The organism is Herbaspirillum huttiense (assembly GCF_004367745.1).
GTDB classification, from domain to species: Bacteria; Pseudomonadota; Gammaproteobacteria; order Burkholderiales; family Burkholderiaceae_D; genus Herbaspirillum; species Herbaspirillum huttiense.
On sequence record NZ_CP037993.1, the window covers coordinates 4,153,134 to 4,180,022 of the forward strand.

Annotated in this window: 20 protein-coding genes; 4 read left to right on the forward strand and 16 right to left on the reverse strand. The window is 64.9% G+C overall.

Going from position 1 to position 26,889, the window contains the following annotated elements:
* Window positions 1-6: 6 nt before the first annotated feature.
* The 4 genes from E2K99_RS18585 to E2K99_RS18600 form a co-directional block, all read right to left on the reverse strand.
* On the reverse strand, window positions 7-777 hold the full coding sequence (locus E2K99_RS18585) for a fimbrial biogenesis chaperone (protein ID WP_134223161.1): 771 nt from the start codon (window positions 775-777) through the stop codon (window positions 7-9).
* Entirely contained in the window at window positions 774-3,386 is a 2,613-nt protein-coding gene (locus E2K99_RS18590; protein WP_240733753.1) for a fimbria/pilus outer membrane usher protein, read from the reverse strand. The genes E2K99_RS18585 and E2K99_RS18590 overlap by 4 nt, the downstream gene beginning before the upstream one ends.
* A gap of 10 nt (window positions 3,387-3,396) precedes the next feature.
* Complete coding sequence (locus E2K99_RS18595) at window positions 3,397-4,101, reverse strand: fimbrial biogenesis chaperone (RefSeq protein ID WP_121043471.1); 705 nt, start codon at window positions 4,099-4,101, stop codon at window positions 3,397-3,399.
* A 125-nt stretch (window positions 4,102-4,226) separates the two neighbouring features.
* Window positions 4,227-4,754, reverse strand: a complete 528-nt coding sequence (locus E2K99_RS18600) for a fimbrial protein (protein ID WP_199725100.1) — start codon at window positions 4,752-4,754, stop codon at window positions 4,227-4,229.
* Window positions 4,755-5,033: 279 nt separating this feature from the next.
* Between E2K99_RS18600 and E2K99_RS18605 the strand changes: the two genes are divergently transcribed.
* Complete coding sequence (locus E2K99_RS18605; protein WP_240733754.1) at window positions 5,034-6,467, forward strand: fimbrial protein; 1,434 nt, start codon at window positions 5,034-5,036, stop codon at window positions 6,465-6,467.
* Window positions 6,468-6,726: 259 nt separating this feature from the next.
* Window positions 6,727-8,016: an O-acetylhomoserine aminocarboxypropyltransferase/cysteine synthase family protein gene (locus E2K99_RS18610; RefSeq protein ID WP_134223163.1), complete on the forward strand. Its 1,290-nt coding sequence runs from the start codon at window positions 6,727-6,729 to the stop codon at window positions 8,014-8,016.
* A gap of 66 nt (window positions 8,017-8,082) precedes the next feature.
* On the opposite strand, the gene E2K99_RS18615 is transcribed toward E2K99_RS18610, so the two are convergent.
* The 3 genes from E2K99_RS18615 to E2K99_RS18625 all read right to left on the reverse strand — a co-directional run bounded on the left by E2K99_RS18615 (window position 8,083) and on the right by E2K99_RS18625 (window position 10,716).
* Window positions 8,083-8,232: a hypothetical protein gene (locus E2K99_RS18615; protein ID WP_420840840.1), complete on the reverse strand. Its 150-nt coding sequence runs from the start codon at window positions 8,230-8,232 to the stop codon at window positions 8,083-8,085.
* 12 nt (window positions 8,233-8,244) lie between these two features.
* Entirely contained in the window at window positions 8,245-9,282 is a 1,038-nt protein-coding gene (locus tag E2K99_RS18620) for an Lnb N-terminal periplasmic domain-containing protein (protein ID WP_205703699.1), read from the reverse strand.
* Window positions 9,283-9,810: 528 nt separating this feature from the next.
* Window positions 9,811-10,716 (reverse strand): NAD-dependent protein deacetylase, encoded by a 906-nt coding sequence (locus E2K99_RS18625; protein ID WP_134223164.1) that lies wholly within the window; start codon window positions 10,714-10,716, stop codon window positions 9,811-9,813.
* 211 nt (window positions 10,717-10,927) lie between these two features.
* On the opposite strand from E2K99_RS18625, the gene E2K99_RS18630 reads away from it, so the two are divergent.
* Together E2K99_RS18630 and mctP are read left to right on the forward strand one after the other, a co-directional pair.
* On the forward strand, window positions 10,928-11,107 hold the full coding sequence (locus E2K99_RS18630; RefSeq protein ID WP_034332747.1) for a DUF3311 domain-containing protein: 180 nt from the start codon (window positions 10,928-10,930) through the stop codon (window positions 11,105-11,107).
* Window positions 11,107-12,600 carry a monocarboxylate uptake permease MctP gene (gene mctP, locus E2K99_RS18635; protein ID WP_134224163.1) on the forward strand — a complete coding sequence of 498 codons (1,494 nt, stop codon included), beginning with the start codon at window positions 11,107-11,109 and terminating at the stop codon, window positions 12,598-12,600. The genes E2K99_RS18630 and mctP overlap by 1 nt, the downstream gene beginning before the upstream one ends.
* Before the next feature lie 178 nt (window positions 12,601-12,778).
* On the opposite strand, the gene E2K99_RS18640 is transcribed toward mctP, so the two are convergent.
* From E2K99_RS18640 to E2K99_RS18680, 9 genes are all read right to left on the reverse strand, one after another.
* On the reverse strand, window positions 12,779-16,585 hold the full coding sequence (locus E2K99_RS18640; RefSeq protein ID WP_134223165.1) for an ATP-binding protein: 3,807 nt from the start codon (window positions 16,583-16,585) through the stop codon (window positions 12,779-12,781).
* A gap of 156 nt (window positions 16,586-16,741) precedes the next feature.
* Complete coding sequence (locus tag E2K99_RS18645) at window positions 16,742-17,869, reverse strand: porin (protein WP_134223166.1); 1,128 nt, start codon at window positions 17,867-17,869, stop codon at window positions 16,742-16,744.
* Between the two features lie 90 nt (window positions 17,870-17,959).
* Window positions 17,960-18,781, reverse strand: a complete 822-nt coding sequence (locus E2K99_RS18650) for an SDR family NAD(P)-dependent oxidoreductase (protein ID WP_051156241.1) — start codon at window positions 18,779-18,781, stop codon at window positions 17,960-17,962.
* Entirely contained in the window at window positions 18,778-19,677 is a 900-nt protein-coding gene (locus tag E2K99_RS18655) for an aldose 1-epimerase (RefSeq protein ID WP_134223167.1), read from the reverse strand. Before E2K99_RS18655 ends, E2K99_RS18650 begins: the two co-directional genes overlap by 4 nt.
* Window positions 19,677-20,525: an HpcH/HpaI aldolase family protein gene (locus E2K99_RS18660; RefSeq protein ID WP_240733755.1), complete on the reverse strand. Its 849-nt coding sequence runs from the start codon at window positions 20,523-20,525 to the stop codon at window positions 19,677-19,679. The genes E2K99_RS18655 and E2K99_RS18660 overlap by 1 nt, the downstream gene beginning before the upstream one ends.
* A 10-nt stretch (window positions 20,526-20,535) precedes the next feature.
* A complete protein-coding gene (gene araD / locus E2K99_RS18665) occupies window positions 20,536-22,278 on the reverse strand; it encodes an L-arabinonate dehydratase (RefSeq protein WP_134223168.1) in 1,743 nt (580 codons plus the stop codon).
* Window positions 22,279-22,296: 18 nt separating this feature from the next.
* Window positions 22,297-23,058, reverse strand: a complete 762-nt coding sequence (locus E2K99_RS18670; RefSeq protein WP_134223169.1) for a sulfite exporter TauE/SafE family protein — start codon at window positions 23,056-23,058, stop codon at window positions 22,297-22,299.
* On the reverse strand, window positions 23,058-25,121 hold the full coding sequence (locus E2K99_RS18675) for an alpha-glucosidase (RefSeq protein WP_205703700.1): 2,064 nt from the start codon (window positions 25,119-25,121) through the stop codon (window positions 23,058-23,060). The genes E2K99_RS18670 and E2K99_RS18675 overlap by 1 nt, the downstream gene beginning before the upstream one ends.
* Before the next feature lie 22 nt (window positions 25,122-25,143).
* Window positions 25,144-26,880 (reverse strand): solute:sodium symporter family transporter, encoded by a 1,737-nt coding sequence (locus E2K99_RS18680; protein ID WP_134223171.1) that lies wholly within the window; start codon window positions 26,878-26,880, stop codon window positions 25,144-25,146.
* Window positions 26,881-26,889 lie beyond the last annotated feature (9 nt).

Consider the following 26,889-nt stretch of genomic DNA (forward strand, 5'->3'; position numbering starts at 1 on the left):
TTTCCTTCATGGCAGGTTGGGCGGCATCAGGGACCTTGCGTGCTCGCTGGATCGCCCGTCGTCATCGATGAGCTGGAAGCTCAGGCGCGGCTGCTGCCACGGCAGGGTGGCATCGTCCACGGGCAGCACGAAGACCTGTTCGCCATAGGGCGGTGCCATCTGGTCGGGGGCGGCGCGCGGCACCAGTTCGCGGCGACCATCACTGACCCGCAGGCTGGCAAGGGAAGCAAAATAAGGGCTGTCATTGCGGCAGACCAGGACCCATTGCCCGGCTTGCCATTGCAGCCGGAAGTGCAGCGCATCGCTCCATTGCGGCCCGGGATCGGCAAGACCGGCGGGACGATGGAACACCTTGATCTGGGTGTTGAGCCCGAGCAGCAGACGCGGCGCACTTCCTGGCGCCGCGTCTGCCAGCAGGGGGATTTCGTAGAGATTGAGCCAGAACACCGATTCGCGATCGGTCGGCAGCGGCTCGCCGGTGGTCAGCACGCGGACCTGGCCGATGGCCTGCGGCGACAGCCGCTGCACGGCAGGCAGGACGAACAGCGCAGACTGGACCGTGTCCGGTGCCTGGCTGCCCTCGCCCTGGTCCACCCAGCTCTGCAGCACCACCGCATGCGGATTGGTATTGGCCAGGCGCAGGCTGAGTTCGCGCGCGCCCTGGCTGAACACCAGCCGCGTACGCTCGGGCATGAGCCCGGCCTCGGCACGCATGCAGCAGAGCAGCATGGACAGCAGCAGCCAGCCTGCCAGCCAACCGATCCGGCAGCGGCTCATTGCGGGACTCCCGGTGCGCGCGGTTGTGCGGCCTCTGCCGGCAGGAACTCGGCACGGCGGGGTGCAGCCACACAGGCCGCTTCCAGCCGGATCAGCTCCTGCGCCAGATCCTGCCCCTGCAGATCGTAGCGCGCGGAACAACGCTCCTGCTGGCCGTCGCCCCAGCGCACCAGCAGCTCGCCCTGCAGCTGGTCCGTGCGCAGATAAGCCTGGCTGCCCTGCCCGACCATGCCGATCACGCCGCCTTGCGCATCGAGCACATCGGCTCCCATCGGCAAGGGCGAGGCGCCGTCGCGTTGCAGGCGGATCAGCAAGGCGTGGCCGGTGCGCGTCCTGAAACTGAGCTTGAGCGTGGCACCGGCATACGGGATGACGGTGCGCTGGCTTTCCAGCAATTCGGTCTTGTGGCGCTTGCCGCTGGCCGCCAGTTCGACCACGTTGCGATGATAGGGCGAGAGCGAAGGCAGCAAGGCGTAGCCGTGGCTGTCGATCACCGCTCCCTGGCCGTTGAAGAGGCGCGCACCTTCCGCCCCCTTGGCTTCGATCAGGGCAAAGGTATCGCCCAGATAAGGACCGAGGGTGATACCGCCGGCATGCACGGCGAGCGCACCGCGCACGTTGCCGGCCACCTGCCAGTAGTCGCGCCCGTGCGTGAGATTGAGATTGAGGTTGGCCTTGGGCAGACGCGCGCCGAGGTTGCCGTTGATGCTGTCCTGCTGGCCGCCCGGCACATGGCTGGCCCCCACGCTGTAGCTGAGCTGGCGCTCGCCCGCCAGCATGCCGGACACCTGGGTCTGATAGAGGTCCTGGTCCGTCGCCCGGACCACCGACGTACTGGCGACAGGCCGTTCACCGCCCTCGCGCCCCAGCGGGATCGACAGCGACAGCATCAACGAGGAGCCCGGTTGCGCGACCGCTGCCAGCCGCCCATCCAGGTCATTGGGGGTCCGCGCCACACTGCTGACCTGCTGCCGCTGGAAGGCGAGGTTCAGGCTCACGCCGTTGCGCCACAAGGTCGAATACCCGAACTGCAATTGCGTGATGCGGCTGCGGTCATGGTGGAAGGTCTGGGTCAGGCCGGAGAGATAGAGCGAGCCCAGGCTCCCCAGTTGCTGGCTGAGCGAGAGATCGATGCGCGAGTGCTGCTGATAGCTGGTGGAACTGGCCAGCGAAGAGAATCCGGTACGCCGCACCTGGCGCTCGCTGATCACGTCGGCCAGTTCGCGGTAACCGGACGTGGAGTAGCGATAGCTGGCGATGGAGAACTGCGTGCCGGTGACATCGAAGGCCCGTGAATAAGACACACCCATCATCCAGCCGCCACGCGCACCGCCACCCGTGTCGGCATGCGAATAGTTCAGCGACAGGCCCAGCGAACCGGCCGGCCCGGCCAGGGTGGTGCCCAGCACCGCCGACTGGTAGGCCGGCGCCAGGCGCAGTCCGAGGCTGCCGGTCATGCTGTTGCTCAGCCCGCGCTGGTAGAGCGCATCCACGAACGGCAAGCTGCTGTCGGTATCGCGGGTCCGCCCCAGTGTGACGCTGTAACGCTCACTGCCAGGCCGCATCGATTCCGGCAGCGCCGAGTAAGGCACGCTGAAGCGGGATCGGGTGCCATCGGCCTCGATGACGGTGACATCCAGATCGCCGTTGTAGCTGGTCGGATACAGATCGTCGATCACGAAACTGCCCGGAGCGACGGTGGTGCGGTAGATATCGCGCCCCTTCTGGCTGACGATGACCTGAGCATTGCTGCGCGCAGTGCCACGAATGACCGGTGCATAGCCGCGCTGCGAATCGGGCAGCATGCGCTCGTCCGAACTCAGTTCCAGTCCCTGGTAGGCCAATCCCGACAGCAGCTTGCCGGAGGTATAGCTCTGGCCCACCGTCAATTCGCTGGTCCAGTCGGGCAAGGCGCGGCGGGCATAGGTGCGCACCGGATTCCAGCGCAGTCCGCTGCGGCTGTCATAGCCCAGGCTGCCTTGCTGGCGCAAACGCCACAGGCCCAGGTTCACGCCGCTGTTGGTAAAACCGTAGACCGAACTGCTGCTGGCCTGGGCGGTATGGGCGTAATACTGGCTGATGCTGTAGTTGAGGAAGCCCATGCTGTCACCGGCATCGTAGAGCGCGGGATCGATGTAGCCCCGCGCGACATGGTTGCGTTGCGCCTGCGGCAGGCTGACGTCCAGCCGCAGGCGTGAGAGATCGAACACGGCCTGCGCCCCGGGCGCCAGCTCGTCGATGCGGGCGCACTCGCGCTGGCCCAGCTGCGCGACCAGATCCTGCCGGAGGTCGAGCAAGACGGCGTCCTCGGCCTTGAAGCAGGCCGCCGCGCCCATCCCTTCGACCAGGTCGAAGCGCAATGCACGGCGGTGGCTGTAGCTGCCATTGACAAACACATCCACACTGTAGATACCGGGCTCGACATTGCCCACGCGATTGAAACGTGACAGGCTGCCCTTGTTGATGGGCGAGGCCATCTCCAGCGACTCCAGGAATCGATAGCTGTTCTCCGCCGGGCCGGCCACGGCCACCGGCCAGGCCAGCAGCCCGGCCCCGAGCGACAGGACGGACCGGGCCACGCGCCGCAGAGGCGAGGGATGCACACTCACCGTGATCACCTCACTGCACGGGATAGTCGCGCGGCACTTCCACACCCACATCGTTGAGCAGACGCAGACGCATGCGCATGCCTGCACGGTCGGCCGGCACATGGTCCAGCGGCCAGCGCAGTTCCTGGAAAGGCTGGATCACCGTGGTCCTGGCCAGCGCTTGCGCCTGGTCACCCAAGACCAGATCGGCCTGTTGCACCATCAGGTGATAGCCACTGCCGTTGCGCACCACCATGCTGGCCATCCCATCGCTGCTGTCGATGGCGAAGGAAAGCGCCGCGGGTGCGCGCGCCGCATCGGCCTCGCTGGCCAGGGCGGGGGGACGATAGAAGACTTTCATGCGGCTGCGCACGGTCAGCACCAGCTGATTGTCGTTGACCGAATCGGCCTTGAGGGCCGGCACCTGCAGGAAATTCAGAAAGAACAGCGACTCGCGGTCCTGCGGCAGCGCTGCGCCGATGTAGGAGAGCCGCACCACCTGGCCGCCGTGCGGCTCGATGCGGAACACCGGCGGAATCACCAGGAAGGGCGAGGCCTGCCCATCGGGCCGGCCGGCGTGTCCATCATCCAGCCACAGCTGGACCAGATTGGGATGATCGTCAGGGTTGCTGAAGCGCAGCACCTGCTCGCCGGCGTCAGCCGGATAAATGACGCGCGTACCGAGCATGGTCACGCTGGCGCTGGCGTGCGCACTCAGCAGGAAGACCAGCAACATGAGGAGACCTGCGCGCAAGCTTGTTCTGTTCATGGCAAAAACGGGGATGCGCCGCCGGGAAATATCCCGGCAGCGACAGGGGTGAGACCAACGGGGAAACGGAAGTCCGCGCCCGGACAGGCGCATCAGAAGTAGTCGAGGGCGTACTGCACCGAGCCAATCACGGAGCCGGCTTCGGCCGCGCCGCCTTCGGCGACGTAGCGTACGGCAAAGGTATGAGAAGCGCTGGTACTGCCGGCGGCGATCTCCAGCCCCTCGACCGACACGCCGCTGCCGCCCACCAGGCTGATCGGATCGCCGCCGACGCTCTTGCGCAATTGCAGCGCCACGTTCTTGGCGCTGCCCAGGTTGGGAATGTTGTTGCCGCTGGTGGCGGCGCTGGCCAGGAATTGCGTCTTGATCTTCAGTTTATCGGTGGCCGATGCCGTGCAGCCACTGACACTGACCACGAAGGGCGTCTCGCCCGCCGACGTGCCTGCCGCCGCGAGGTCGCCGGTGGCCACCGTGGGCAGCAGCACCACCGGATTGGCCGCACCGTCGACCATCACCTGGCAGGTCTGGCTGTTGACCTGGCCACGGAAATTGATGGTACTGCCTGCCGCCAGTACCACCGACGGCGAGACCAGCAACAGAATTGCGAGATGCTTTTTCATTTTTACCCCCAAGGAGAATTCGGTCGATCCACGAAGAATGCCGACACCAACCGATGTGTCCGGCACCAGACGAATCATAGGCAGGCAGGTGGCGCAGCAGAATCGGCGCTCCCCCAAGCAGCCATTGGCAATCGCTGATTCAGCAATGGGCAAAATCCCAAACGCGGGCATCGCCGCACAATGGGATTTGGCCCATGCACATTGCAGAGCCGGCCCATGTCGCGCACAGGTGCGCTTGCGCGAACATGCAGGGCTTCCCATCCTTGCCGGAGTTTTCCCTTGTCTGCTCGCCCGCCCGATCACGCCAGGCCCGGCGTACCTTCCCGCTGGGCCCTGCCCTGCCCTTTGCACCTGCTGCTTGCCTTGCTGGCGCTATGCCTGCTGTCGGTGCCGGCAGAGGCCATCTGCAAGCGCAACAATCGCATCGCCTATCCCTTTACGCCCTTGAGCGATGGCGGCTCGGCCCAGTTCTGGTTCGGCCGCATCAATCTCGCCAGTACCGTCCTGCAGCCGGCCGGCACACTGCTGGGCAGTGCGGTGGCGACGGCCGCCGAGGCCTCCGGCATCAGCGGCGATACGCTGCTGTGGACCTGTGACCTGGCCGATGCCGGACAGATCTCCGAAGTGTTTTCCACCAATGGCGATGACCGCGTGGGCGGATTTGCCGAGATCGGCACGCAGGATGGCTTGCCGGGTTTCTACCGCACCTGGTTTCCCGGTGTGGCGATCCGGCTCACGCATCTGCGCTCAGGGAAGGTGTTTTCGCGCTATTACCAATCGGCCCGTCTTGAGAACTACGACGTCGATGAAGCCAGCAAGAAGATCCTGATCCGCGCCAGGCATCTCAGTCCGGTCAAGGCCGAGATCGCCCGTGTCTCCGATCTCAGTCCCGGCACCGGCACCAGCAACTGGTGCGGCGACCGCCCGAACAACCGTTTGCAGACGGCCGTTCCCTACCGCTGTCTGCAGCCCAATGGATACCTGATGTTGCGGGGTCCGGGGTACAACCGCGCCAGCGGCGACATGGATGATGATGGTGAAGATCACGCGACGCGCTTCCTGTTCTTCGGTGCCGCCAACGGCATCGCCTTCGGCATGCGCCAGGCGGCCACCCTGAGCGTGCTGCCCTCGTGCGTGGTGCAGAACGTGACGCCGGAAGTGGTTTTTCCGACGATCTCGGAAGAGGAACTCAACCAGGGCGAGACACGGCAAGTGGAATTCACGCTGGCCTTTCGCTGTGACGAGGGCGTCAATACCCGACCGCCGGCCACAGCCGGGACCGACGACAACCAGACCGCCTTTGGGATCCAGGTCTCACCGGGCGCACTGGCCGCCGCGCGGCAGCTGGGATATGTGAATCAGGACCAGGGCGTGCGGTATCTGCTCTCGGACTACTACGGCCTGGATCCTTCTCTGGCCAAGGGTGTGGGCATCAGCCTGAGCGACAGCGACAGCCAGCAGCCGATGCAATTCCTCAGCTCGCCGCTGGCCGGACAAGGATTATCCAGACCGCTGCCAGCGGGTCGCAATGCCGGATGGTATCGCCTCGACGCCAGCAATGCATCACGCTGCCTGCCGCCGGAACCTGCTGCCCCCGCGTATCAGTTCACGGTGGAAAAGCGGCTGACCGCTACGCTGCAAAGACTGCCAGGACAAGCCGTGGCAGCAGGCAGGGTGTTTGCGACCGCCTATGTGATCGTCAAGGTGCAGTGAAGCGCGCGGCCGGTGCGTAACCGGCTGGGGCCGGAGCGCCCGCAGGGAAGCTTGCCCTGCATGCTATCCATCGTGACTGATGCAGTATTGCTGTGGAGTTCGAACACGGATGGAGATTGGCCTGACATCGATGCGATCTCACCGGCATGGGCGCATATGCTTATGAGAAATCATTTCTTTGCGCGCCCTGCCCGCTCGCGCTAGCGTCTGGGGTGCGACAGTGTTCCCGCATCCCATTCACGAGAAGAAGAGAGACAACATGCCAGACAACCCGCAATGGAAATTCGAAACCATCTCCGTCCACGGCGGCTACGATCCTGACCCGACCACGCGCGCCGTGGCCGTGCCGATCTACCAGACCGTGGCCTTCGCCTTCGACGATACCCAGCACGGTGCCGACCTGTTCGACCTGAAGGTCCAGGGCAACATCTATTCGCGCATCATGAACCCGACCCAGGACGTGCTGGAAAAACGCCTGGCCGCACTCGAAGGCGGCATCGCCGCCCTGGCCCTGGCCTCCGGGCAGGCCGCCGTGACTTACGCGATCCAGACCATTGCCGAAGCGGGCGACAACATCGTCTCGGCCTCCACCCTGTATGGTGGTACCTACAACCTCTTTGCCCACACGCTGCCGCAGTTCGGCATCCAGACGCGCTTCGCCGATCCGCGCCAGCCGGAGTCCTTTGCCCCGCTGATCGATGAGCGCACCAAGGCCATCTTCATCGAATCCATCGGCAACCCGCTGGGCAACGTCACTGACATCGCCGCCGTGGCCGAGATCGCGCATCGCCATGGCGTCCCGCTGATCGTGGACAACACCGTGGCCACGCCCTATCTGCTGCGTCCCTTCGAGCATGGGGCCGACATCGTGGTGCATTCATTGACCAAGTATCTCGGCGGCCATGGCACTACGCTGGGCGGAGCCATCGTGGACTCGGGCAAGTTCCCCTGGGCCAGGCACAAGGAACGCTTCAAGCGCCTCAATGAACCCGACGTCAGCTATCACGGCGTGGTGTATACCGAAGCGCTGGGCGAGGCTGCCTATATCGGCCGTGCGCGCGTGGTCCCGTTGCGCAATACCGGCGCCGCGCTCTCGCCCTTCAATGCCTTCCAGATCCTGCAGGGCATCGAAACCTTGTCCCTGCGGCTGGATCGCATCACCGCCAATGCGCTGGCCGTGGCGCAATACCTCAAGCGCCACCCGAAGGTACGCTGGGTCAACTACGCGGGGCTGGAAGATCATCCCGACCATGCACTGGCGCAGAAGTATTTCAAGGGACGTGCCTCAGGCGTACTGACCTTCGGCGTGGCCAATGGCCGCGACGGCGGCGCGCGCTTCCAGGATGCACTGCAACTGTTCACGCGGCTGGTCAACATCGGTGATGCAAAGTCACTGGCCACGCATCCTGCTTCCACTACGCACCGTCAGTTGTCGCCCGCCGAACTGGAGAAGGCGGGCGTGACGGAAGATACCGTGCGCCTGTCCATCGGCATCGAGCATATCGACGATCTGCTGGCCGACCTGGAACAGGCCTTGCAATCGGCCTGACCTGATCTTTCCTCAAAAAAAATGGCTCCGCATGCGGAGCCATTTTCGTTTCAGGCAGTGGATAAATCAGGCGGCCTGCTTTTGCGCTGCCCGTTGCTGCAGGCGCTGCGCCACCAGCTCACGCGTCCGCGGGATCAGTTCACGGCCATAGTCGATGGCATCCTCCAACGGGTCGAAGCCTCGGGCAAGACAGGTGGCACGTCCAGGTCGGAGCAAGCCAGCAGTGCCTCAGCGCAGCTCGCCCATGGACACACCCGGAACGCCTTGCCGGATGCGCTTGCTGTAGTCCTGCTCCGGGCCGCTTTGCAGGGCGCGTTCGGTGATGCGCCCGGCCTCGCGCAATTGCACGAAGCTATATCCCGGTGTCAGCACGCCGTGGTCAAACACGTAATCGGCGAAGTAGCCGGAGAGCAGCAGGCGATAGTCCAGCGGCAGCGAAGGCGAGAGACGGCGCGCCAGTTCGAAGACGATGGTGGTGCAGTTGCTGGTGAGGGTGTTGTAGAAACGCGGACTCTCCCGCAATTGCGCCGCGCGTTCGAGGTAGCCGAGGAAGACGCGGCGCAATTGATCCGGGCGCAATTGCAGACGATACAGATACACATCCTCCCCGCGCGCGTTGGTACGGGTACGGATGATGTCGGCTTCGTCGGCGGCAACGATGACGGTCTCGAACTTGCGGAAGAAGCCGCCCAGGGCCGAGAAGGCTTCATCGCGTTCTCGCCGGATCTCCAGCGAGAACACCAGACGCCGTCCATCGGCAAAACCGAAGGACACCAGCGTGTGCGCAATCGCCGGGCCCATCCAGTAGGACAGCAGCAAGTCGGCTGAGACCAGTTGCGCGAGATCATATTGGCGCGATTCCCAACGGAGGTCGACATCGGTCTCGGTGCGCCAGTCGAAGTTGCGCACGTTGTCCAGCGTGACGGTATCGCCTTGCACCTGCGACACCAGCATGCGCGCCACATCATCGGCCCAGTCGCGCGCGTGGCTGGGGCGGATGCTGCTCCACCAGCCGGCCATGGCGATACCGGCCAGCACCAGGGCCACCGGTCCCCAGCGGCAGGAGTGCGGCAGGCCGGGCAGGCCCGGCACTCCGGCCACCAGCGCCAGCGTCGCGGCAGCCGGCAAGCTCCACAGCACGATGGCGGCGATCCGCAGCCAGGCGGCGCACGGCAGCTGGAACCACAGCGCAAACCCGCCCCACACGGCCAGGCCCACTGCCAGCGGGCCCAGCACCATCATCATCGCAGCATGCACAACAGCCATCGGCAACATCCTCAACTTGTCTCGGTTCGGTCCAGCCGCATTGTAGCGGCCTTGTCCGCACAAGTTCATGCAAAATCATTCGTGGCCGTCACGGCGGGCGCGTTCCACAATCGACGACCCGCTTTGTCTTCTCCGAGGAATCCGCATGTCACAGCCGCCCAAGCCAACGCAGCGACTGCGGCGTCCGCTGGCGCTGGCAGGCGGGGAGCATGAGCCCGGCGATGTGAAGACATAAACAAAAAAGCCGGACCGCGCTGCTGATTCCGGCGCGGTCCGGCTCAGGTGCAGGGGTCAGTTCTTGCCGAGTTTGAGCGTGCTGGTGGCTTCCAGTCCGGTGGAGAATTCGTAGTAGCGGATCTTGTAGCCCTTCTGCTGCAGCTGCGGCTGCAGGGACTTCAACATGGCAGGTTCGCTTTCCGGGAGAAGAAGGGTCGCCCGCCAGTGTAGGGATGCGCGGCGCGGAACTGAACGAAGCAATCCGCATGTCGATAGTTGATCGTTGCTCGCCGAGGCAAGCGCAGGAGTAGCTCAGGACCCGTCCGCACCCAGCAGGGTGGCCAGGCGCGGCAGCACCGACTCGGCATCCTCGCGCAGCTTGAAGGCCAGCAAGTCATCGGCACGGGTCACGCCGCGGTTGATCGCCACCACCGGCTTGCCGGCCGCGGCCACCGTGCGCGGGAAGCGGAAGCCCGACAACACCATCAGCGAAGAGCCGATCACCAGCATGGCATCACAGGCCTGGGCCGCCGCTTCGGCCTGTGCCGTGCGCGCGGGCGGCACGCCATCGCCGAAGAACACCACGTCCGGTTGCAGCATGCCGCCACAGGCCACGCAGGCCGGCACATGGAAGGCGGCATCGGCCTCCGGTTCCAGGCGGGCATCGCCATCGGGCAAGGCCTCGGCCTGCAGGTTGACGAAGGAGGGATTGCAGCGAGCCAGCTCCTGCTGGATCTCGGCACGTGGATAGACGGTGTCGCAAGCCAGGCAGCGCACCGCATGGATGCTGCCATGCAGTTCGATCACGTCGCGGCTGCCCGCCTGCTGGTGCAGGCCATCGACGTTCTGGGTCAGGATGCCGCCGAGATGGCCGGCCTGCTGCAATTGCGCCAGCGCGCGGTGCGCCGCATTGGGAACGGCTTGCGACAGCCGTGGCCAGCCCAGCATGCTGCGCGCCCAGTAGCGTTTGCGAGCCGCTTCCGACTGGCGGAACTCGGTGCCCTGGATGGGCAGGCGGCCACGCCGCACGCCGCTGTCGTCGCGGTAATCGGGAATGCCGGAAGCGGTACTGATGCCGGCCCCGGTCAGGACCAGCACCTGACGATGACGCTGCAACAGCTGCGCCAATGCGGGCAGCAGGTCGGTATCGGCATTGCTGCTCACGTCAGTTGCACCAGGGGAAGCGGTATCACGCGGAACGGACAGACTCGGGCTCATGGCAAGGATTCGCGGGAGGAACACACACGGCAGACTACGCGAATTCGGCCAAGCCTGCAGCCGCGACGACCGCTCCTGCCGGGCGGCGACGGACGCGATTTGCCGATTCTCCCTATAATTCGCGTGCAACTTTCAAGGCGCACCCGGCCCGCAAGGCCGGGCCAGCGCCGACATAAAAATTCTTCCGCCAAAAGTTCGAGGAGCATCAATCATGCGGCTATTACTTCTGCTGCCTTTCATCGGCCTGCTCTGGGTCCCCTTCTACAACGCCGAATTGCCGAGCCTGTTCGGCTTCCCCTTCTTCTACTGGTACCAGTTCGCCTGGGTACCGCTGACCTCGCTCATCATCTGGCTGGTCTATCGTGATGGCCTGAAGAAGGGAGTCGAATGATGGAGACCTCCAACATCCACTGGACCGCGCTCTGGGTCTTCCTGTTCTTCTTCGTGCTGGTCACCGTGATGGGCTTCCTGGCCTCCAAATGGATGGCCGGCCCCAGCAACAAGGGCGCCCACCTCGATGAGTGGGGCCTGGGTGGCCGCAACTTCGGCACCTGGATCACCTGGTTCCTGGTCGGTGGCGATTTCTATACCGCCTATACCGTCATCGCGGTACCGGCGCTGGTGTATGCGGTCGGGGCCTACGGCTTCTTCGCCCTGCCCTATACCATCCTGGTCTACCCGATCGTGTTCGTGATCATGCCAAAGTTGTGGCATGCGGCGCACAAGGCCGGCCACGTGACCGCCGCCGATGTAGTGTGGGGACGCTATCAGTCGCGTCCGCTGGAGTTCGCCATTGCGCTGACCGGCGTGGTCGCCACCATGCCCTACATCGCCCTGCAGCTGATCGGCATGGAAGTGGTCATCAAGGCCCTGGGCCTGACCGGTGAACTGCCGCTGCTGGCAGCCTTCGTGATCCTGGCCCTGTACACCTACTCGGCCGGCCTGCGGGCACCGGCGCTGATCGCCTTCGTCAAGGACATCATGATCTACATCGTGGTGCTGGTGGCGGTGGTGGTGGTGCCGGCCAAGCTGGGCGGCTATGGTGCCGTGTTCAACTCGGCGCGCGAGGCGTTCGCAATCAAGGGCGGCGCTACCGGCCTGACCCTGAAACCCACGCAGTTCCTGCCCTTCGCTTCACTGGCACTGGGTTCGGCACTGGCGGCCTTCATGTATCCGCACACGCTGACCGGCATCTTCGCGGCCAAGGATGCCAATACCATCCGCAAGAACGCCGTGTTCCTGCCGGCCTATACGGTGCTGCTGGGTCTGATTGCGCTGCTGGGCTACATGGCGTATGCGGCGGGCATCAAGGTGCAGGCCAACAACGACGTGGTGCCGGCGCTGTTCAACGGATTGTTCCCTGGCTGGTTCGCGGGCTTCGCGTTTGCCGCCATTGCCATCGGTGCGCTGGTGCCGGCGGCGGTGATGTCCATCGGGGCCTCCAACCTGTTCACCCGCAACTTCTGGAAGCCTTACGTCAATCCTGGCATCAGCCATGAAGGCGAAGCCAAGGTGGCCAAGGTGGTGTCGCTGGTGGTCAAGTTCGGTGCGCTGGTGTTCATCCTGTTCCTGCCGACCAAGTTCGCGCTGGACCTGCAATTGCTGGGCGGCGTGTGGATCCTGCAGACCTTCCCGGCGCTGGTGTTCGGTCTGTTTGTCGGCTGGTTCGGTGCCCGCGCGCTGCTGTGCGGCTGGGCCGTGGGCATCGTCGGCGGCAGCTGGCTGGCCTTCAGTGACGGCATCAAGCCGGTCCACAGCTTCCTGATCGGCAGCGAGACCTACACGCTCTATACCGGCCTCATTGCGCTGGCCCTGAACGTGGTGGTGGCCGTCATCGCCAACCTGATCCTGGGCAAGGGCTCGCAGCCTGCATTGAAGCGTTGATGTGATGATGCAAGGATGCATCGGCGTTTGATCAGGCGATGCATCCGCGCATCAGTTCGTCACCGCGCTGCGCCGGCGTTAACCTGAAAGTTGCAGCGCCCGTGCAAGAAAAAATGCTCCTCGATGAGGAGCATTTTTTTGCCTGGCTCGGTTCGATGAAGCGCGTTCCGGACCTGGGTCAGCTGCCCTGCCCCGCCTCCGCCAGCAGCGCCACCAGCCGCTCCAGCGGTGCCGGTTTGGTCAGGTGGTGATCGAAGCCGGCGGCGGCCGCTTCCTGGCGATCCGACTCGGCACCGCGGCCGGTGAGCGCGATGAGCTGCATGCGCGCGCCCGCCTCGGTCGCGCGCAACTGCGTGGCCAGTGCATAGCCCGACATGTCGGGCAGTCCGATGTCGATGAAACCGACATCAGGGCTGACCTCCTGCGCCAGCCGCAAGGCCTCGGCCCCGTTGCCGGCCACATGGGTGGCATGGCCGCGATAATTGAGCAGCATGGCCAGCATGTCGGCATTGTCGAAGTTGTCGTCCACGATCAGGATGTCCAGGCCCTTGCCGCTCTCCGCCTGGGGCAGCTCGCCGGTCGCCTCGCTGCGGTCCTGCGCCGTGGTCTGCGGCAGGCGCACCGCGAAGGTGGCTCCCAGACCGGGGCCGGGGCTGGTGACCGAGACGCTGCCCTCATGCAGATCCACCAGCCGCTTGACCAGGTGCAGGCCAATGCCCAGGCCGCCCTGGGCACGATCCACCTCGGACTGGATCTGGGTGAACATGTCGAATACCGTGCCGATATCCTCGGCGGCGAGGCCCACGCCATTGTCACTGATGCTGATGAGGACATCGTCGCCATCCATGCGCGCCATCACGCGGATGAGACCGCCCGGGGGCGTGTATTTCGCCGCATTGTTGAGGATGTTGCTGACCACCTGCACCACGCGATGAGTATCGGCTTGCAGGAAGAGGTCGCTTTCCGGGGCTTCCAGTTCCAGCTTGTGGCGATTCTTCTCGATCAGCGGCATGCTGATCTCGACCGCGCTGGCCAGCGCCGACTTGACCGACATGTGCTGCTTCCTCAACTTGATCTTGCCCTCGGTGATGCGGGAGATGTCGAGCAGGTCTTCGATCAGGTGCGCCAGATGGCGGATCTGGCGATCCATCATCTGGTGGATGTTGTGCTGGCGCTCGTTGCCGGCCCCCATCAGCTTCATCACTTCCAGCCCGTTGCGGATCGGGGCCAGCGGATTGCGCAACTCGTGCGCCAGCGTCACCAGGAATTCGCGCTGGCGGCGGTTGATGGTGGTCAGGTCCTGCGCCAGCAACTCCAGGTTGCGCTTGGCTTGGCGTTCCTCATGCACGTCCACGATGGCACCGACGAAACCACCGGGCTGGTCGTCCTCTGTCTGCAAGGGCGTACCTGAATCGATCACCCAGCGATAGCCGCCATCGGCATGGCGCAAGCGATAGACGGCGTGGAAGGCGCTGCGTGTCTGCTGGCAGCGGACGAACTCGGCGAGGGCGGCCTCGCGGTCCTCCGGATGGATGCAGGCGATATGGCCGCCATCGGCGATGGCGCTGGCCGGCAGGCCGGTGAAGGCGTGCCAGCGACGGCTGAAATAGTTGGTGCGGCCCTCCGGGCTGGTGGTCCAGATGATGGCCGTGGAGGCATCGACCAGCGAACGGAAATAGCGCTCGCTGGCCTGCAGCGCCTCGCGCGCAGCTTGCCGGCGGCGTGCCGCATCCACCTGGCTCTTGACGCGTATCAACAGCTCGGTGGCCGCGAAGGGCTTGACCAGGTAATCATCGGCACCGGCGGCGATGCCCTCGATGCGCGCTTCTTCACCGGCACGTGCCGAGAGCAAAATCACCGGCACCTCGCGCGTACGCGCATCCCGCTTGATGCGGGCCAGCAGGCCGAAGCCATCCAGCACCGGCATCATCACGTCGCTCAGGACCAGGTCCGGTGGCGCGGCGCATACGGCTTCCCAGGCGGCCTCGCCGTCGGAACAGGTTTGCACGTCGGCGTAGTCACCGAGCAGGCGCTGCAGGTAGTCGCGCATGTCGCGGTTGTCGTCGGCAATGACGATGCGTACCGGATGCGCCGCGTCGCCTGCCGGAGGCAAGGCCGGGGCCGCCGCGGTGACCGGTTCGGCGGCCGTCGTGGAGAGCAGCGCTGAGGTGGCTGCAGGCAGCCAGGCTTGCGCCTCTTCGACGAAGGCCTGGCCGGGCTGGCGGTCCTGGCTGATCGCCACGGCGTCGGCCCGGATCACGTCATCGGCCTGCAAGTGTGCGGTGCCGAACGGGATCTCGACGAAGAAGGTCGAGCCCGCGCCCGGCACGCTGTTCACCCCGATCTGGCCGTGATGCAGCTTGACCAGTTCCTGGATCAGGGCCAGGCCGATGCCGGTGCCTTCATAGGTGCGGCCGTGCGCGTTGTCGATGCGATGGAAACGCTCGAAGACGCGCGCCTGCTGGTCCAGCGCAATGCCGGAGCCGGTGTCGGTAACCGACAGGCGTACGCTGTGCGCCAGCGGCTCCAGCAGCACCGTGATGCTGCCCTCGAAGGTAAATTTGAAGGCATTGGAGAGCAGGTTGAAGACGATCTTTTCCCACATGTCGCGATCAACGAAGACCGGCTCGGGCAGCGGCGTGGTCTTGACCTCGTAGTGCAGTCCGGCCTTTTCCAGGGTCGAGCGGAATACGCTGGCCAGATCTTCCGTGAGGCTGGCAAGATCGGTGGCGACGAAGCTGGCCTTGGCGCGTCCGGCCTCGATGCGCGAGAAATCCAGCAGCGCATTGACCAGCTTGAGCAGGCGCAGCGAATTGCGGTGCGTGACCTCCAGCCGCTTGCGCTGCGCCGGTCCCAGCGGCTCGGCCTGATCGGCCAGGGCATCATCAAGCGGGCCGACCATCAGCGTGAGCGGGGTGCGGAATTCGTGCGAGATGTTGGAGAAGAAAGCGGTCTTGGCGCGGTCGATCTGGGCCAGCTCCTCGGCCTTGCGCTGTTCATGCAGGTAGACCAGCACGTTGGAGACAGCCGTGCTGAGTGCTCCGCCCAGCAGTGCATAAAAATCCTGGTACTCCGCGTCCAGCGCACGGCGCGCACTCACGCCCGCCACCACGAAACCGAAGGGCTGCTCCATCCCGGCCACGGTGACCGGCAGGATCACGGCCTGCACCGGGGCTTCTTCATACGGGCCGGCCACAAAGGGGCCGAAGCGCGCGGCCAGATCGTCGACCTGCACCATGCGCTGTTCGGCCAGAGCCTGAGCGAAAGGCCAGGCTTGCGCATCGTCCAGACGTACGCTGGCCGGGGCCAGCGCACTGTCGGCCGCGATGCCGGCCAAGCCGCGGCGCTGCAGGACATCGCCTTCGAGCTGGTAGAAGAGCGTGAAAGGCAGGTCCAGTTCCATGGCGGCGTGGCGCTGTTCCAATCCCAGGCACAGGTCATCGATGGAGAGGCATTTGCCGAGTGCGGTCGCCAGTTCGCGCAAGGCGGCGGTGCGGCGCGCGCCCAGCACCTTGTCGGTGGATTCCGAGATCGGGTGGAACACGCCCCCCACCTCGCCCGACTCGACCCGGATCGGCGAGAAGGAGAAGGTCATGAAGGCTTCTTCCAGATAGCCGTAACGATCCAGGAACATGCGCTGGTCGCGGATGTAGGTACCCTCGCCCTGATGCGCGCGGTCGAAGGCATCACCCACCACCGGCAAGGCGGTGGCCCAGCAGATGCGGAAATCCTGGCCCATCGACTCGGGATGCTTGGCCCCGCAGATGGGGCGGTAGGCATCGTTGTAGATCTGGATGTCGTGCGGCCCCCAGGCGATCAGGATGGGGAAGGTGGAAGACAGGCACAGGCTGACCGCCGTGCGCAGGCTTTGTGGCCAGCTGTCGAGGGGACCCAGCGGGGTGGACGACCAGTCCATCGCGCGGATCAGTTTCCCCATCTCGCCACCACCGGAGAGCCAGCTGAATTCCGACTGTTGTTCGTCCACTTCGCTGACCTTTATGTGCGTGAAACCTTCAATAGGCGGTCATGCTACTCCCGATCGCGACGATTGCCCCGTTTTATTGCTCCTTGTGTACAAAAACGACGCCCGGGGCCTGGCGTGTGCGCCCGGGCCATGAGTAGATCGTCGACAGCAGCGCGGTCAGAACGAGGTGCGCAGGCCGGCCGTGATCGCCCAAGGGCTGAAGCCGGGCGAGACCGTCGCGGAGGCCGAATTCAGCAGCGCAAACCCTTGCGTGGAGCGGCTGTTGTTGCGGATGGTCGTGGCGTAGGTATAGAGCTGGGTGCGCTTGGAGAGGAAGTACACGTAACCCACGTCATAGGCCATGGCATGGGCATCGCCGTTCTGCAGACGGCGTGCGGCCCCCAGTTCGACATCGCCTTGCCCAACCGCAATCCTGGCATTGAGCATGACAGCCGAGGAGAACCAGCCGGTGGCATCGGAGCGGGTCGAGTGCAGGTAGTTGGCCCCCACGACGTTGCTGCCGATCTTGTAGGTAGCGGCCACCACCTGGGTGATCTGCGAGGATGCGACTGCAGGGGAGGCGGCGGCATAGTAGCGATAGCGGTTGTAGCCATAGCCCAGCGTGTAGCGGTCGCGCGCATATTGCACATTGGCACCGATGTTGCGGCCTGCTTCACTTTGTACGCCGACATTTTCTGCACCGAAGGAATAGCCGATCTCGCTGGTCAGTCCGCCGAAGAGCACCGGGGTACGGTAGCGCAACGCATTGGGATAGAAGCCGCCAGTCCCGGACGTGCCCAGCGTGGAAGAATGTTCCAGCGACATGATGGCCGCCGGGTTGGCCAGTCCGTAGGTCGAGACATCCGAACTCAGGAAGACCCAGTAAATCGGCAGGTACAGGAGGCCGGCATCGATGCTGCCATAGGACCGGCTGGACAAGCCCACCGACGCGCCGCGATTGAACAGGGTCGTGCCTCCGCCAGCGCCGGTATCGGTGGAGAAGCCGGTTTCAAGCTGGAAGTTGGCACTGTTACCGCCGCCCAGGTCTTCGGCTCCACGAAATCCGAAGCGCGATGCTTGCAGATTGCCGCTGGCCATCGTCGGCGTGGTCGCAACGTTGCGATCAAACTTGCCCACCTGCAAGGCGGCATCTACGATGCCGTAAAAGGTCACGGAGGATTGGGCATGTGCCGTCGATACGCCGCTGGCCAGCAGACCGGCACCGGCCATCATGGCCAGCAGGCGGGCACGATGACGCAGGCTGGAACATGCGGTCTGGGCGAGAGGTATTTTTTTGTATTGCATGAAGTCTCCTGGTGTTGTTATGCGTGGATGAATGCTTGGAGGTCTGTGCAGCGCTGCGAAAAGATGAATGCTTGCGTGATCCGCACTACCTCATCCGACTACCGAGACCTGGGCCAGGCCGGCATCGACGATGAGGTTCTGGCCGGTAACGGCGGCGGCCTGGGGGCTGGCCAGGAACAGCACGCTGTCTGCGATGTGCGTAGGCTCGACGCGGAACTTGAGGCACTGCAGGTCGAGGAACTGGCGGTCCGAGCTGGCGTCGCGCCACAGCGCGGTCTGGCGTTCGGTCACCACGGCGCCTGGCAGCACCGCGTTGACGCGGATGCCGGCCTCGCCCAGCTCACGCGCTAGGGTACGGGTGATGCCCGAGATGGCGGCCTTGGACGCGGTGTAGCCGATCAGGTTGGGACGGCCGCGCAGCCAGGAGATCGAACCGAGATTGATGATCGCGCCACCGCCCGCCTCGCGCATGCCGGGTGCGACGCGCTGGGTCGCGAAGACGTGATGGCTGAGATTGACCGAGAGCATGTCGTTCCACATCTCTACCGACAGCTCATCGAGACCATGGCGGGTGTCGCGACCGGCATTGTTGACCAGCACCCGGATCGCCCCCAGTGCTGCAGCGGCGTGGTCCAGCACGACCTGATAGGCCGGAATGTCGCGTACGTCGCAGACGGCAAACCAGGGCGTGTGGCGCGCGGGAGCGCTGCCAGGCTGAGCGGCCAGGCGTTGGCACAAGGCCTGGCCGGCGGCCGGGTCGATGTCGCAGAAAGCGACTCGCGCGCCCTGCTCCCAGAAGGCCTTGACCAGTGCTTCGCCAATGCCGGACGCGCCGCCGGAAATGAAGACTACCTGCCCGGCCAGCCAGGGATAGCTGGCGCGAGGAAGGGGGGTGGATGGAGAGGTGTTCATGCTGCGCTCCTGGGATCAGAAGATGGCACCGCGCTCAGTGACAGGCGCATCTCGCCTGCCAGGCGTTGACCGGGTTCTAGGATGTGCATGGCGGGGGCGATGCCATGCAGTGCATTGTTGGGATGGCTGACCGGCTCGAAGGCATAGAACGGCTGTCCGGACGGACGGAACAACACGGCGCAGCGCAACGCCGTACTGGCGGTCAGCGTGATGCGGTGATGCGGGCCGGTCATGATGGCCTGGCCGCTCCAGTCGGTAAAGCAGTTGTCGATCGTCAGCGTGTCGAGATGTCTGGTGTCCGGGGGTGGGACGCTGCCGCAGGGCAGCTTGTCGGGACCATTGAGCAGCATGGCCTGCCAGTGCGTCTGCAACTGCGTGGGTTGCGCCGCCGAGATCAGCGGGAAGAAAGGATGCCAGCCCAAGCCGCAGGGAGCCCGGCGCTGGTCGAGGTTCTTCACCTCCAGTTGCAGCACCAGATCATCGCCCTCCAGCGTGACGACCTGCGTGGCGCGCAAGGCGAAGGGCCACTCGCCTGCTGCGGGTGAGGCATGTTCCAGCTGCATCGTGACCGATTCCGCACTGCTGCTCCGCACCTGCCATGGTCGTTGGAAGCCCAGGCCATGGATGGCGTGCGGTTCGTTGTCGAAGTTGGCGGTGAGCACATACGCCCGGCCCTCGAAGCTGAACGCCGCGTCGGCAATACGATTCGAAAACGGCAGCAAGGGATAGCAGGCGCTGCGCCGCACCAGTCCTTGCTGCAACGCTTCTTCGGCACTGGGCCGCAGCACCGGCTGGCCGCGCCAGTTGGCGGAAGCAAGCGCCCCGCCCAATGCAGGCAGCACGCGCACCTGCCAGTCGCCCCGGACCAAATCGACCGCGAGCAACGGGGCCGGCATCAGTAAGGTCCTCCGGCATTTGCCTGGGGTGCGGTCTGGTCGAACTCGGCGATGAAGGCATTGGCCTGGCGCATCATCATGCCCATGTCGGAAGCGATGGCGACGTAGTCATACCCCATCGCCACGAACTCGCGCACCATCAGCGGCGTCGGACCGACGATGCCGACCGGCTTGCCCACTGCGTGCGCACGGCGGGCTACATCGGCAATGGCCGCGCGCACCTCGGCATCGGCCAGATTGCCGATCTTGCCCATGGCGGCCGACAGATCGCCGGGGCCGAGGAAGAGCGCATCCACGCCCGGGACGGCGGCGATCTCTTCAAGGCGCGCAATGGCTTCGGGCGTTTCCAGCTGCACGATGCAGCTCACCGCTTCATCGGCACGGCGACCGAATTCGCTCCATGTGCCGTAGCGGCTGGCGCGGTGCATGGCGGCAAAGCCACGCGTTCCTTGCGGTGGAAACCGCATGGCCGCTGCAGCGGCACGGGCCTGCTCGACGGTCTGCACGAAGGGAAACATCAGCGTGGTGGCCCCCATATCGAGCGCGCGCTTGGCCAGCGTGTGATCATTGCTGGCCAGGCGCACGATGGGCATGGCGCTGCCGCAATCCACCGCGCGCAGCAGATTCTGCACGTCGGTGAATTCCAGCGGGACATGTTCCATGTCGATGAGCAGCCAGTCAAAGCCGGCGTGCGACAGCCCTTCGGCGCTGGCGCTGCCGCCCGACATCAGCCAGGTTCCCAATGGCGTGCTGCGCGCGGTGCTCTGCCGCGCGCGGGCCAGCATGCCGGCGAAACGATTGGCAGCCGGATCGCAGCGCTGCGAGGTGAAGGCGGTGGATGTAGTCATACGGGTCCGATCAGAAGATGGAAGGTTCGACCGGTGTTTCGAAACCGGTCAGAAAATCGAAGTCGCAGCCCTTGTCGGCCTGCGAGACGTGCTCCACGTAGAGGCGGATATAGCCGCGCTGGCGCGGCAGCGGCGGAGCCTGCCACTGGCCGCGGCGCTGAGCCAGCTCCTGCTCCGAGAGCAACACGTTGATGCTGCCGGCGGCAACGTCGAGCTCAATGATGTCGCCCGTGCGGATCAGGGCCAGCGGGCCACCCACGGCAGATTCCGGCGAGACATGCAAGACACAGGTACCGTAGTGGGTGCCGCTCATGCGGGCGTCGGAGATGCGCAGCATGTCGCGCACACCGGCGGCCAGCAACTTCTTGGGAATGGGAAGGTTGCCCCACTCCGGCATGCCTGGTGCACCGATGGGACCACCGCCACGCAAGACCAGCACGGTATCGGCATCGACATCGAGGTCAGGATCGTGGATGCTGGCGTTCATCTCGGCAATCGAATCGAACACCAGCGCCCGCCCGCGATGCTTGAGCAGGTGCGGGCTGGCGGCGCTGGGCTTGATGACCGCGCCGTTGGGGGCCAGGTTGCCGCGCAGCACGGCCAGCGCAGCGCCCTCGGTCACCGGCTGGTCCAGCGGACGGATGGCGGTTTCGTTGGCAGTGCGGGCGCTGGCCGCACAACGCGCCAGATTCTCGCCCAGGCTCAGACCGGTGACGGTGAGACAGTCGAGCGCCAGATGCGGCTTCAACTGGTCCAGCAGTGCGGGCAGGCCGCCGGCATAGTAGAAGTCTTCCATCAGGCGTGTGCCGGAGGGGAAGATGTCGGCCAGCACCGGGATGCCGGCCCCGACCTTCACGAAATCGTCCAGGGTCAGCTCCACGCCGCCGCGTCCGGCAATGGCGATGGTGTGGATGGCGGCGTTGGTGGAGCCCCCCAGGGCCATGTAGGCGATGATGCCGTTGTCTACCGCAGAGCGGCTGAAGATGCAGCTGGGCTTCAGATCCTCCCACACCATGGCAACGATCCGCTCGCCACTGGCAGCGCACATGCGCGGATGCGCCGCATCCATGGCCGGGATGCTGGTGGCACCAGGCAGCGTGAAACCCATGGCCTCGACGATGGAGGTCATGGTGCTGGCCGTGCCCATGGTGTTGCAGGTACCGGGCGCGCGGGTCATGCGCGATTCCAGAGCGATCCACTCTTCCTTGTCGATGTTGCCGGCCACGTACTCATCCCAGAATTTGCGGGTGTGGGTGCCGGCACCGACCACCTGTCCGTTGTAGCGGTCGCTGAGCATCGGGCCGGCGGGTACGTAGAGGCAAGGCAGATCAGCAGAGAGCGCTCCCATCATGAGGCCGGGCGTGGTCTTGTCGCAACCGCCCATGAGGATGGCACCGTCGATCGGCAGCGAACGCAGCAGTTCCTCGGTTTCCATGGCCAGCATGTTGCGGTAGATCATGGTGGTGGGCTTGACCATCACTTCGCCCAACGACATGGCGGGCAACTCCACCGGCAGGCCGCCGGCCATCAGGATGCCGCGTTTGACCACCTCGGCGCGTTCGCGCAGGTGGGCGTGGCAGGGCGAGAGATCGCTCCAGGTGTTGATGACCGCGATGACCGGCCGGGTCATGAAATCTTCCCGGCGCAATCCCATCTGCTGCAGGCGCTGGCGGTGGGCGAAGGAGCGCATGTCGTCCGGAGCGAGCCAGCGTTGACTGCGCAGGTCAGCCAGTTGTTTGCGTTTTTCTTGCATGATGTAGAAGCGTTGAAATCAGGTTGGGGAAAGCGCCGGGGCCACCAGGCTGCCGCCGGCCACCAGCAATAACAGGAACACGATGCGTCGGACCGTCAGCGGTGACCACTGCGGGGGATGGCGGCGTGCCAGCCAGGTCACGCCCAGCACCACCGGCAGCGCTTCCAGGCTCAGCGCCAGCGATGCATGGTCGAAGCGGCCCTGAGCCAGCACGATCACCAGCCGCAGTACGGCGTTGACGGCAAAGAGCAGCACCAGCGTGTCGCGCACGACGACGCGGTCCAGCGGTTGCCGGTACAGGTGGAACACCATCGGCGGACCGGCACTGGCGAAGACGCCGCCCATGATCCCGGAGAGCACGCCGAAAAAGGCGAAGGAAGGCGCAGACGAGAGCTGCTCGCGCACCTGCGTCCGCAACACCAGCAACAAGCTGCACGCCAGAATGGCCAAGCCCAGCGCCAGCCGCAGCACGCCGATGGCATGATCCGACATCCAGGCCAGCAGGCAGGCGCCCAGCCCCACGCCGATCAGGCTGCTGCCGAAGGCCGGCACGATCAGCGCACGCGGCAGGCCCGGTGCGGTGCGCACGATCACCGCCGCATTGGCCAGCACCATGACGGTCACGACATTGGCCGCCACCGCCAGCGGGGCCAGGTGCAGCATCGCCACCAGTCCCAGCAGCACCAGCCCGAAGGCAAACCCGGTGAGGCTCTGCACGAAGGTCGCCAGCGCCACGCAAGCGACGAAGAGCAGATGGCTGCCGATGCCGTTGAGCAGCATCAGAGACTCCGCGCCAGCGCCAGGAATTGCTCGGCGCGTGCTGCGCCTGCCCGTACGAAGACCGGCGGCTGGCCCAGCGGTGCAGCCACTTGCACACGCTGGCCGCCAGCGTGGCGCTGAGCGCTCCACAGATGCAGCCAGTCATCGCCCAGGGGCAGGTAGGCACTCCAGCAGTTGGCCTCCGCCGCATGCACGGGCGCGACCAGCAAGTCGGGACCATAGAGATACTGGTCCTGTATGGCGTAGGTGGCGCGGTCCTGTTCGTAATGCAGGAACAGCGGACGCTGCAGCGGCAGGCCACGGGTGGCGGCTTGTTCGGCCAGTTCCTCCACGTAGGGCTTCAGGCCGACGAACAGACGCGTCATCCGGGCAAAATGCGCCAGCACAGCCGGGTCCTGCCAGAACTGGAAGTTCTCGTCGGGACGGTTGCCTTCGTGGGTGCGCATCATGGGGGTGAAGGCCGCCATCTCGGCCCAGCGCTGGAACAGTTCCGGCGTGCGGCGGTTGCCGAACAGGCTGGTGTAGCCGCCGATATCGCTGTGGTGGTAGGCATTGCCCAGCAGCCCCGATGAGAGCGCGCCGCAGATCACGGTCTGTAAACCGTCATGACGGCTGAAGTCGACCGATTGGTCGCCCGCCCACAGCAGCGGGCAGTGCGCCTGTACACCGGTATAGCCGGCGCGCATGAAGAACACCGCGTCGCCGGTACGCCCGGCGTCGGCGATGGCGCGGGCGTTGACCTCGGCCCACAGCGTGGGCCAGGCATTGTGCATCAGCATGGCTGACTGGCCATTGGCCAGAGTGACATCGGTGGGCAGGTATTCGCCGAAGTCGGCCATCCAGCCATCCAGGCCCTGGTCAAGCATCTCGTCGCGGATGACGCGCTGCTCGAACCAGCGCGCGGCTTCCGGCTGGGTGAAATCGACCACGCCGCAATCGAATTCACCGAAGTCGACCAGATAGTCGCTGCCATCGGCGTGGGTCGCCAGGAATCCTTGGGCGTGTGCTTCGCCATAAAGCGCGCCATCCACGCACAGATAGGGATTGACGTAGCCGAGGAAGCGCACGCCCTGCTGCTTCAATTGCGCCAGCCAGTCGGCGTGGCCGGGATAGCGCTGCGCGTTCCAGCGCCAGTCCCAGAACAGGCGCTTGCCGAACGAGGTCTGACGGATACCGACCCAGTCCTCGCACCACAGGCCGCTGACGGCCAGGCCTGCGCTGCGGCTCTGCTCAAGGATGGTGGCGGCATGTTCGCGGCCATTCTTCAGGCCGAGAATGGCCCCGTCGAGTACCCACGACGGCAGGCGCGGCTGGCGGCCGAAGCGCTGCGAGATGCGTTCCACCAGGGTCGGGAAATCATCGGCCAGCAGGAATTCGATGCGCTCGGGGATGGCCCAGAATTGCAGCTCGTGATACGTCCCGGCGCGAAAATCGAAGTCGGCATAGGCGGTGGTGTCGGCGTGCAGGCAATAGCGCTGCGACGACACGAAGCTCGGTTGCGGATAATTGGTGTGGTAGTAGTCGCCACCGGCCTTGGCGGTGACGTCGGCCTGCCAGGTCAGGTAGGTACTCTTGTCTCGTCCGACGCCTGGCTCGGAGGTCCACAACGGAAAATGACGGCCGCGCAGGTCGAAGTAGGACATCTGCTCGCCACACCCCCAGACGTGTTCCTCGGTCTGGGCCGGCACGCGCCACCAGAGGCGGTTGGCGATGGCGCCAGCGGTGCTGCCCGACCGTGCGCACAGGCTGAACTGCACGCCATGGGCCTGACGGATCGCCATCAGTACCAGCTCGGGCTCGCTGTGGGCATCGCGGGCAAAGCTGACCTGCACGCTGCCATCGGCCTGCACCGCGTGCTGTGCGTAGCGCAGGGCAATGCGCTCCTCGACGTAATCGCTGATGTCGAAATTGCCGCGATACATGGCCACGCTCTCCCGGCCATAGCCAATGAAGACTGCCGGCGCCTGTGGCGAATGGGCAAGTAGCAGGCGGCCCGCCACGTCCAGTTCGAGCCGGCCATCCTCATGCTGGGTCCAGCGCATGGTATTTCCTGTGTGTGTCATTGCATTCCTTGCTTGGTTCGGTTCAGCGGATAGCCGCGGCAGCGCGGGCGCGGCCAGCATCGGCGGCATGGACGCGACGGCGCAGCACCACCAGCAGCAGCACGGCCACGGCCCAGGTCAGGCCCATCCACAGGTAGTACTGCTGGGTCACGCCGCCGGCGCGCGCCACGCCCAGCGGCGAGAAGGTCAGGTAGACACTCACCAGCAGGGCCATCAGCAGCACGCTCATGCGACTGGCATAGCGCCAGGGCGTGAGATCGCCATGCTGACGGATATGCGCCTGGTAGGGCTGCGCGCGGCGGAAGAACTGGCCCAGCACCAGCATGAGCAGCACTTCGGTGACGAACAGCATGCCCATGATATGGATGAAATGAATGCCATAAGTGCTGTCGACCTTGAAGACGAAGATCAGCAGGGTGTAGGCGATCACATGCAGCAACAACACGATCTTGGCGGGCAGTGTATCGATGCGGCCATTGAAAAAGCCCATCAGCACCACCGCAATGATGGGAATGTTGAAGAAGCCGCTGAAGCGGCGCATGACCGTGTAGATGCCGTCGGGCGCGAACATCAGCAGCGGGGCGATCAACAGCGAGATCACAGCCACTGCGATGCTGGCCATCTTGCCCACGCGAATCATCTTCTCGTCGCTGGCATCGGGTTTCCAGACGCGATAGAAGTCGAAGGCGATCAGGGTCGCGGTACTGTTGATGACGGCATTGAAGTGGCTCATCACGGTACCGAACAGCACGGCCACGAAGAAGCCCTTGGCCCACCACGGCAGCAGGTCGGCCACCAGTTGGGGATAGGCCAGGTCGGGACGCGCCAGGGGGTTGCCGGCATACAGGTGATAGGCGATCACGCCGGGCATCAGCATGATGATGGGCACCATCAGTTTGAGCAGCCCCGACAGCAGCACTCCCTTCTGCCCTTCGGCCAGATTCTTGGCCGCGAAGGTGCGCTGGATGATGGACTGGTTGGTGCACCAGTAGAACAGGTTCGCAAAGATCATGCCGGTGAAGACGGTGCCGAACGGGACTGAATCATGCGCCCCGCCAATGGCCGACAACTTCTCCGGCGCTTCGGTGGCGACCACGTGCAGGCCGGCGAAAAAATCGCCCTGGCCCAGCGCCAGCAGCCCGAGCGCCGGCACCATCAGTCCGGCGATGAGCAGACCCACGCCGTTGATGGTGTCGGATACGGCCACCGCACGCAGGCCGCCGAAGACTGCATAGAGCGCACCGATGACACCGGAGATCCACACCAGTGCGGTAATGGTGACCGGATAGGAGGTGCCGAATGCCTGCTGGACGCCGAACACCTGGTTGAAGGTGATGGCCCCCAGGTACAGGCCTGAGGGATTGACCACCAGCATGTAGCTGATGACAAAGAAGGCACTGACGACGCGGCGGGTGGTGGCGTCAAAACGCTCTTCAAGGAACTGCGGCAGGGTCGAGAAGCCGCCGCGCAGATAGCGCGGCAGGAAGAACATGGCCAGCGCCACGGTCGCCACCGCAGCGGTGCACTCCCAGGCCATGGCCGAGAGATTGTGGGCGTAAGCGTCGCCGTTCAAGCCCACCAGTTGTTCCACCGACAGGTTGGTGAGCATCATGGAGCCGGCGATGAACCAGCCATTGAGTCCGCCGCTGGCCATGAAGTAGCCGCGCGCGCCGACATCCTTGGCGCGCCGGGTGAACAGGTACGACACATAGGCCACCAGTGCCGTAAAGAGGATGAAGCTGAGTAGGGTAATGATGATCGTCTCCTT

Coding starts and splice junctions, on each gene's coding strand:
- E2K99_RS18585 (WP_134223161.1), bottom strand. CDS start 777: ATGAGCCGCTGCCGGATCGGTTGGCTGGCAGGCTGGCTGCTGCTGTCC.
- E2K99_RS18595 (WP_121043471.1), bottom strand. CDS start 4,101: ATGTTGCTGGTCTTCCTGCTGAGTGCGCACGCCAGCGCCAGCGTGACC.
- E2K99_RS18600 (WP_199725100.1), bottom strand. CDS start 4,754: ATGAAAAAGCATCTCGCAATTCTGTTGCTGGTCTCGCCGTCGGTGGTA.
- E2K99_RS18610 (WP_134223163.1), top strand. CDS start 6,727: ATGCCAGACAACCCGCAATGGAAATTCGAAACCATCTCCGTCCACGGC.
- E2K99_RS18620 (WP_205703699.1), bottom strand. CDS start 9,282: ATGGCTGTTGTGCATGCTGCGATGATGATGGTGCTGGGCCCGCTGGCA.
- E2K99_RS18625 (WP_134223164.1), bottom strand. CDS start 10,716: ATGAGCCCGAGTCTGTCCGTTCCGCGTGATACCGCTTCCCCTGGTGCA.
- E2K99_RS18630 (WP_034332747.1), top strand. CDS start 10,928: ATGCGGCTATTACTTCTGCTGCCTTTCATCGGCCTGCTCTGGGTCCCC.
- mctP (WP_134224163.1), top strand. CDS start 11,107: ATGGAGACCTCCAACATCCACTGGACCGCGCTCTGGGTCTTCCTGTTC.
- E2K99_RS18645 (WP_134223166.1), bottom strand. CDS start 17,869: ATGCAATACAAAAAAATACCTCTCGCCCAGACCGCATGTTCCAGCCTG.
- E2K99_RS18650 (WP_051156241.1), bottom strand. CDS start 18,781: ATGAACACCTCTCCATCCACCCCCCTTCCTCGCGCCAGCTATCCCTGG.
- E2K99_RS18655 (WP_134223167.1), bottom strand. CDS start 19,677: ATGCCGGCCCCGTTGCTCGCGGTCGATTTGGTCCGGGGCGACTGGCAG.
- E2K99_RS18660 (WP_240733755.1), bottom strand. CDS start 20,525: ATGACTACATCCACCGCCTTCACCTCGCAGCGCTGCGATCCGGCTGCC.
- araD (WP_134223168.1), bottom strand. CDS start 22,278: ATGCAAGAAAAACGCAAACAACTGGCTGACCTGCGCAGTCAACGCTGG.
- E2K99_RS18670 (WP_134223169.1), bottom strand. CDS start 23,058: ATGCTGCTCAACGGCATCGGCAGCCATCTGCTCTTCGTCGCTTGCGTG.
- E2K99_RS18675 (WP_205703700.1), bottom strand. CDS start 25,121: ATGACACACACAGGAAATACCATGCGCTGGACCCAGCATGAGGATGGC.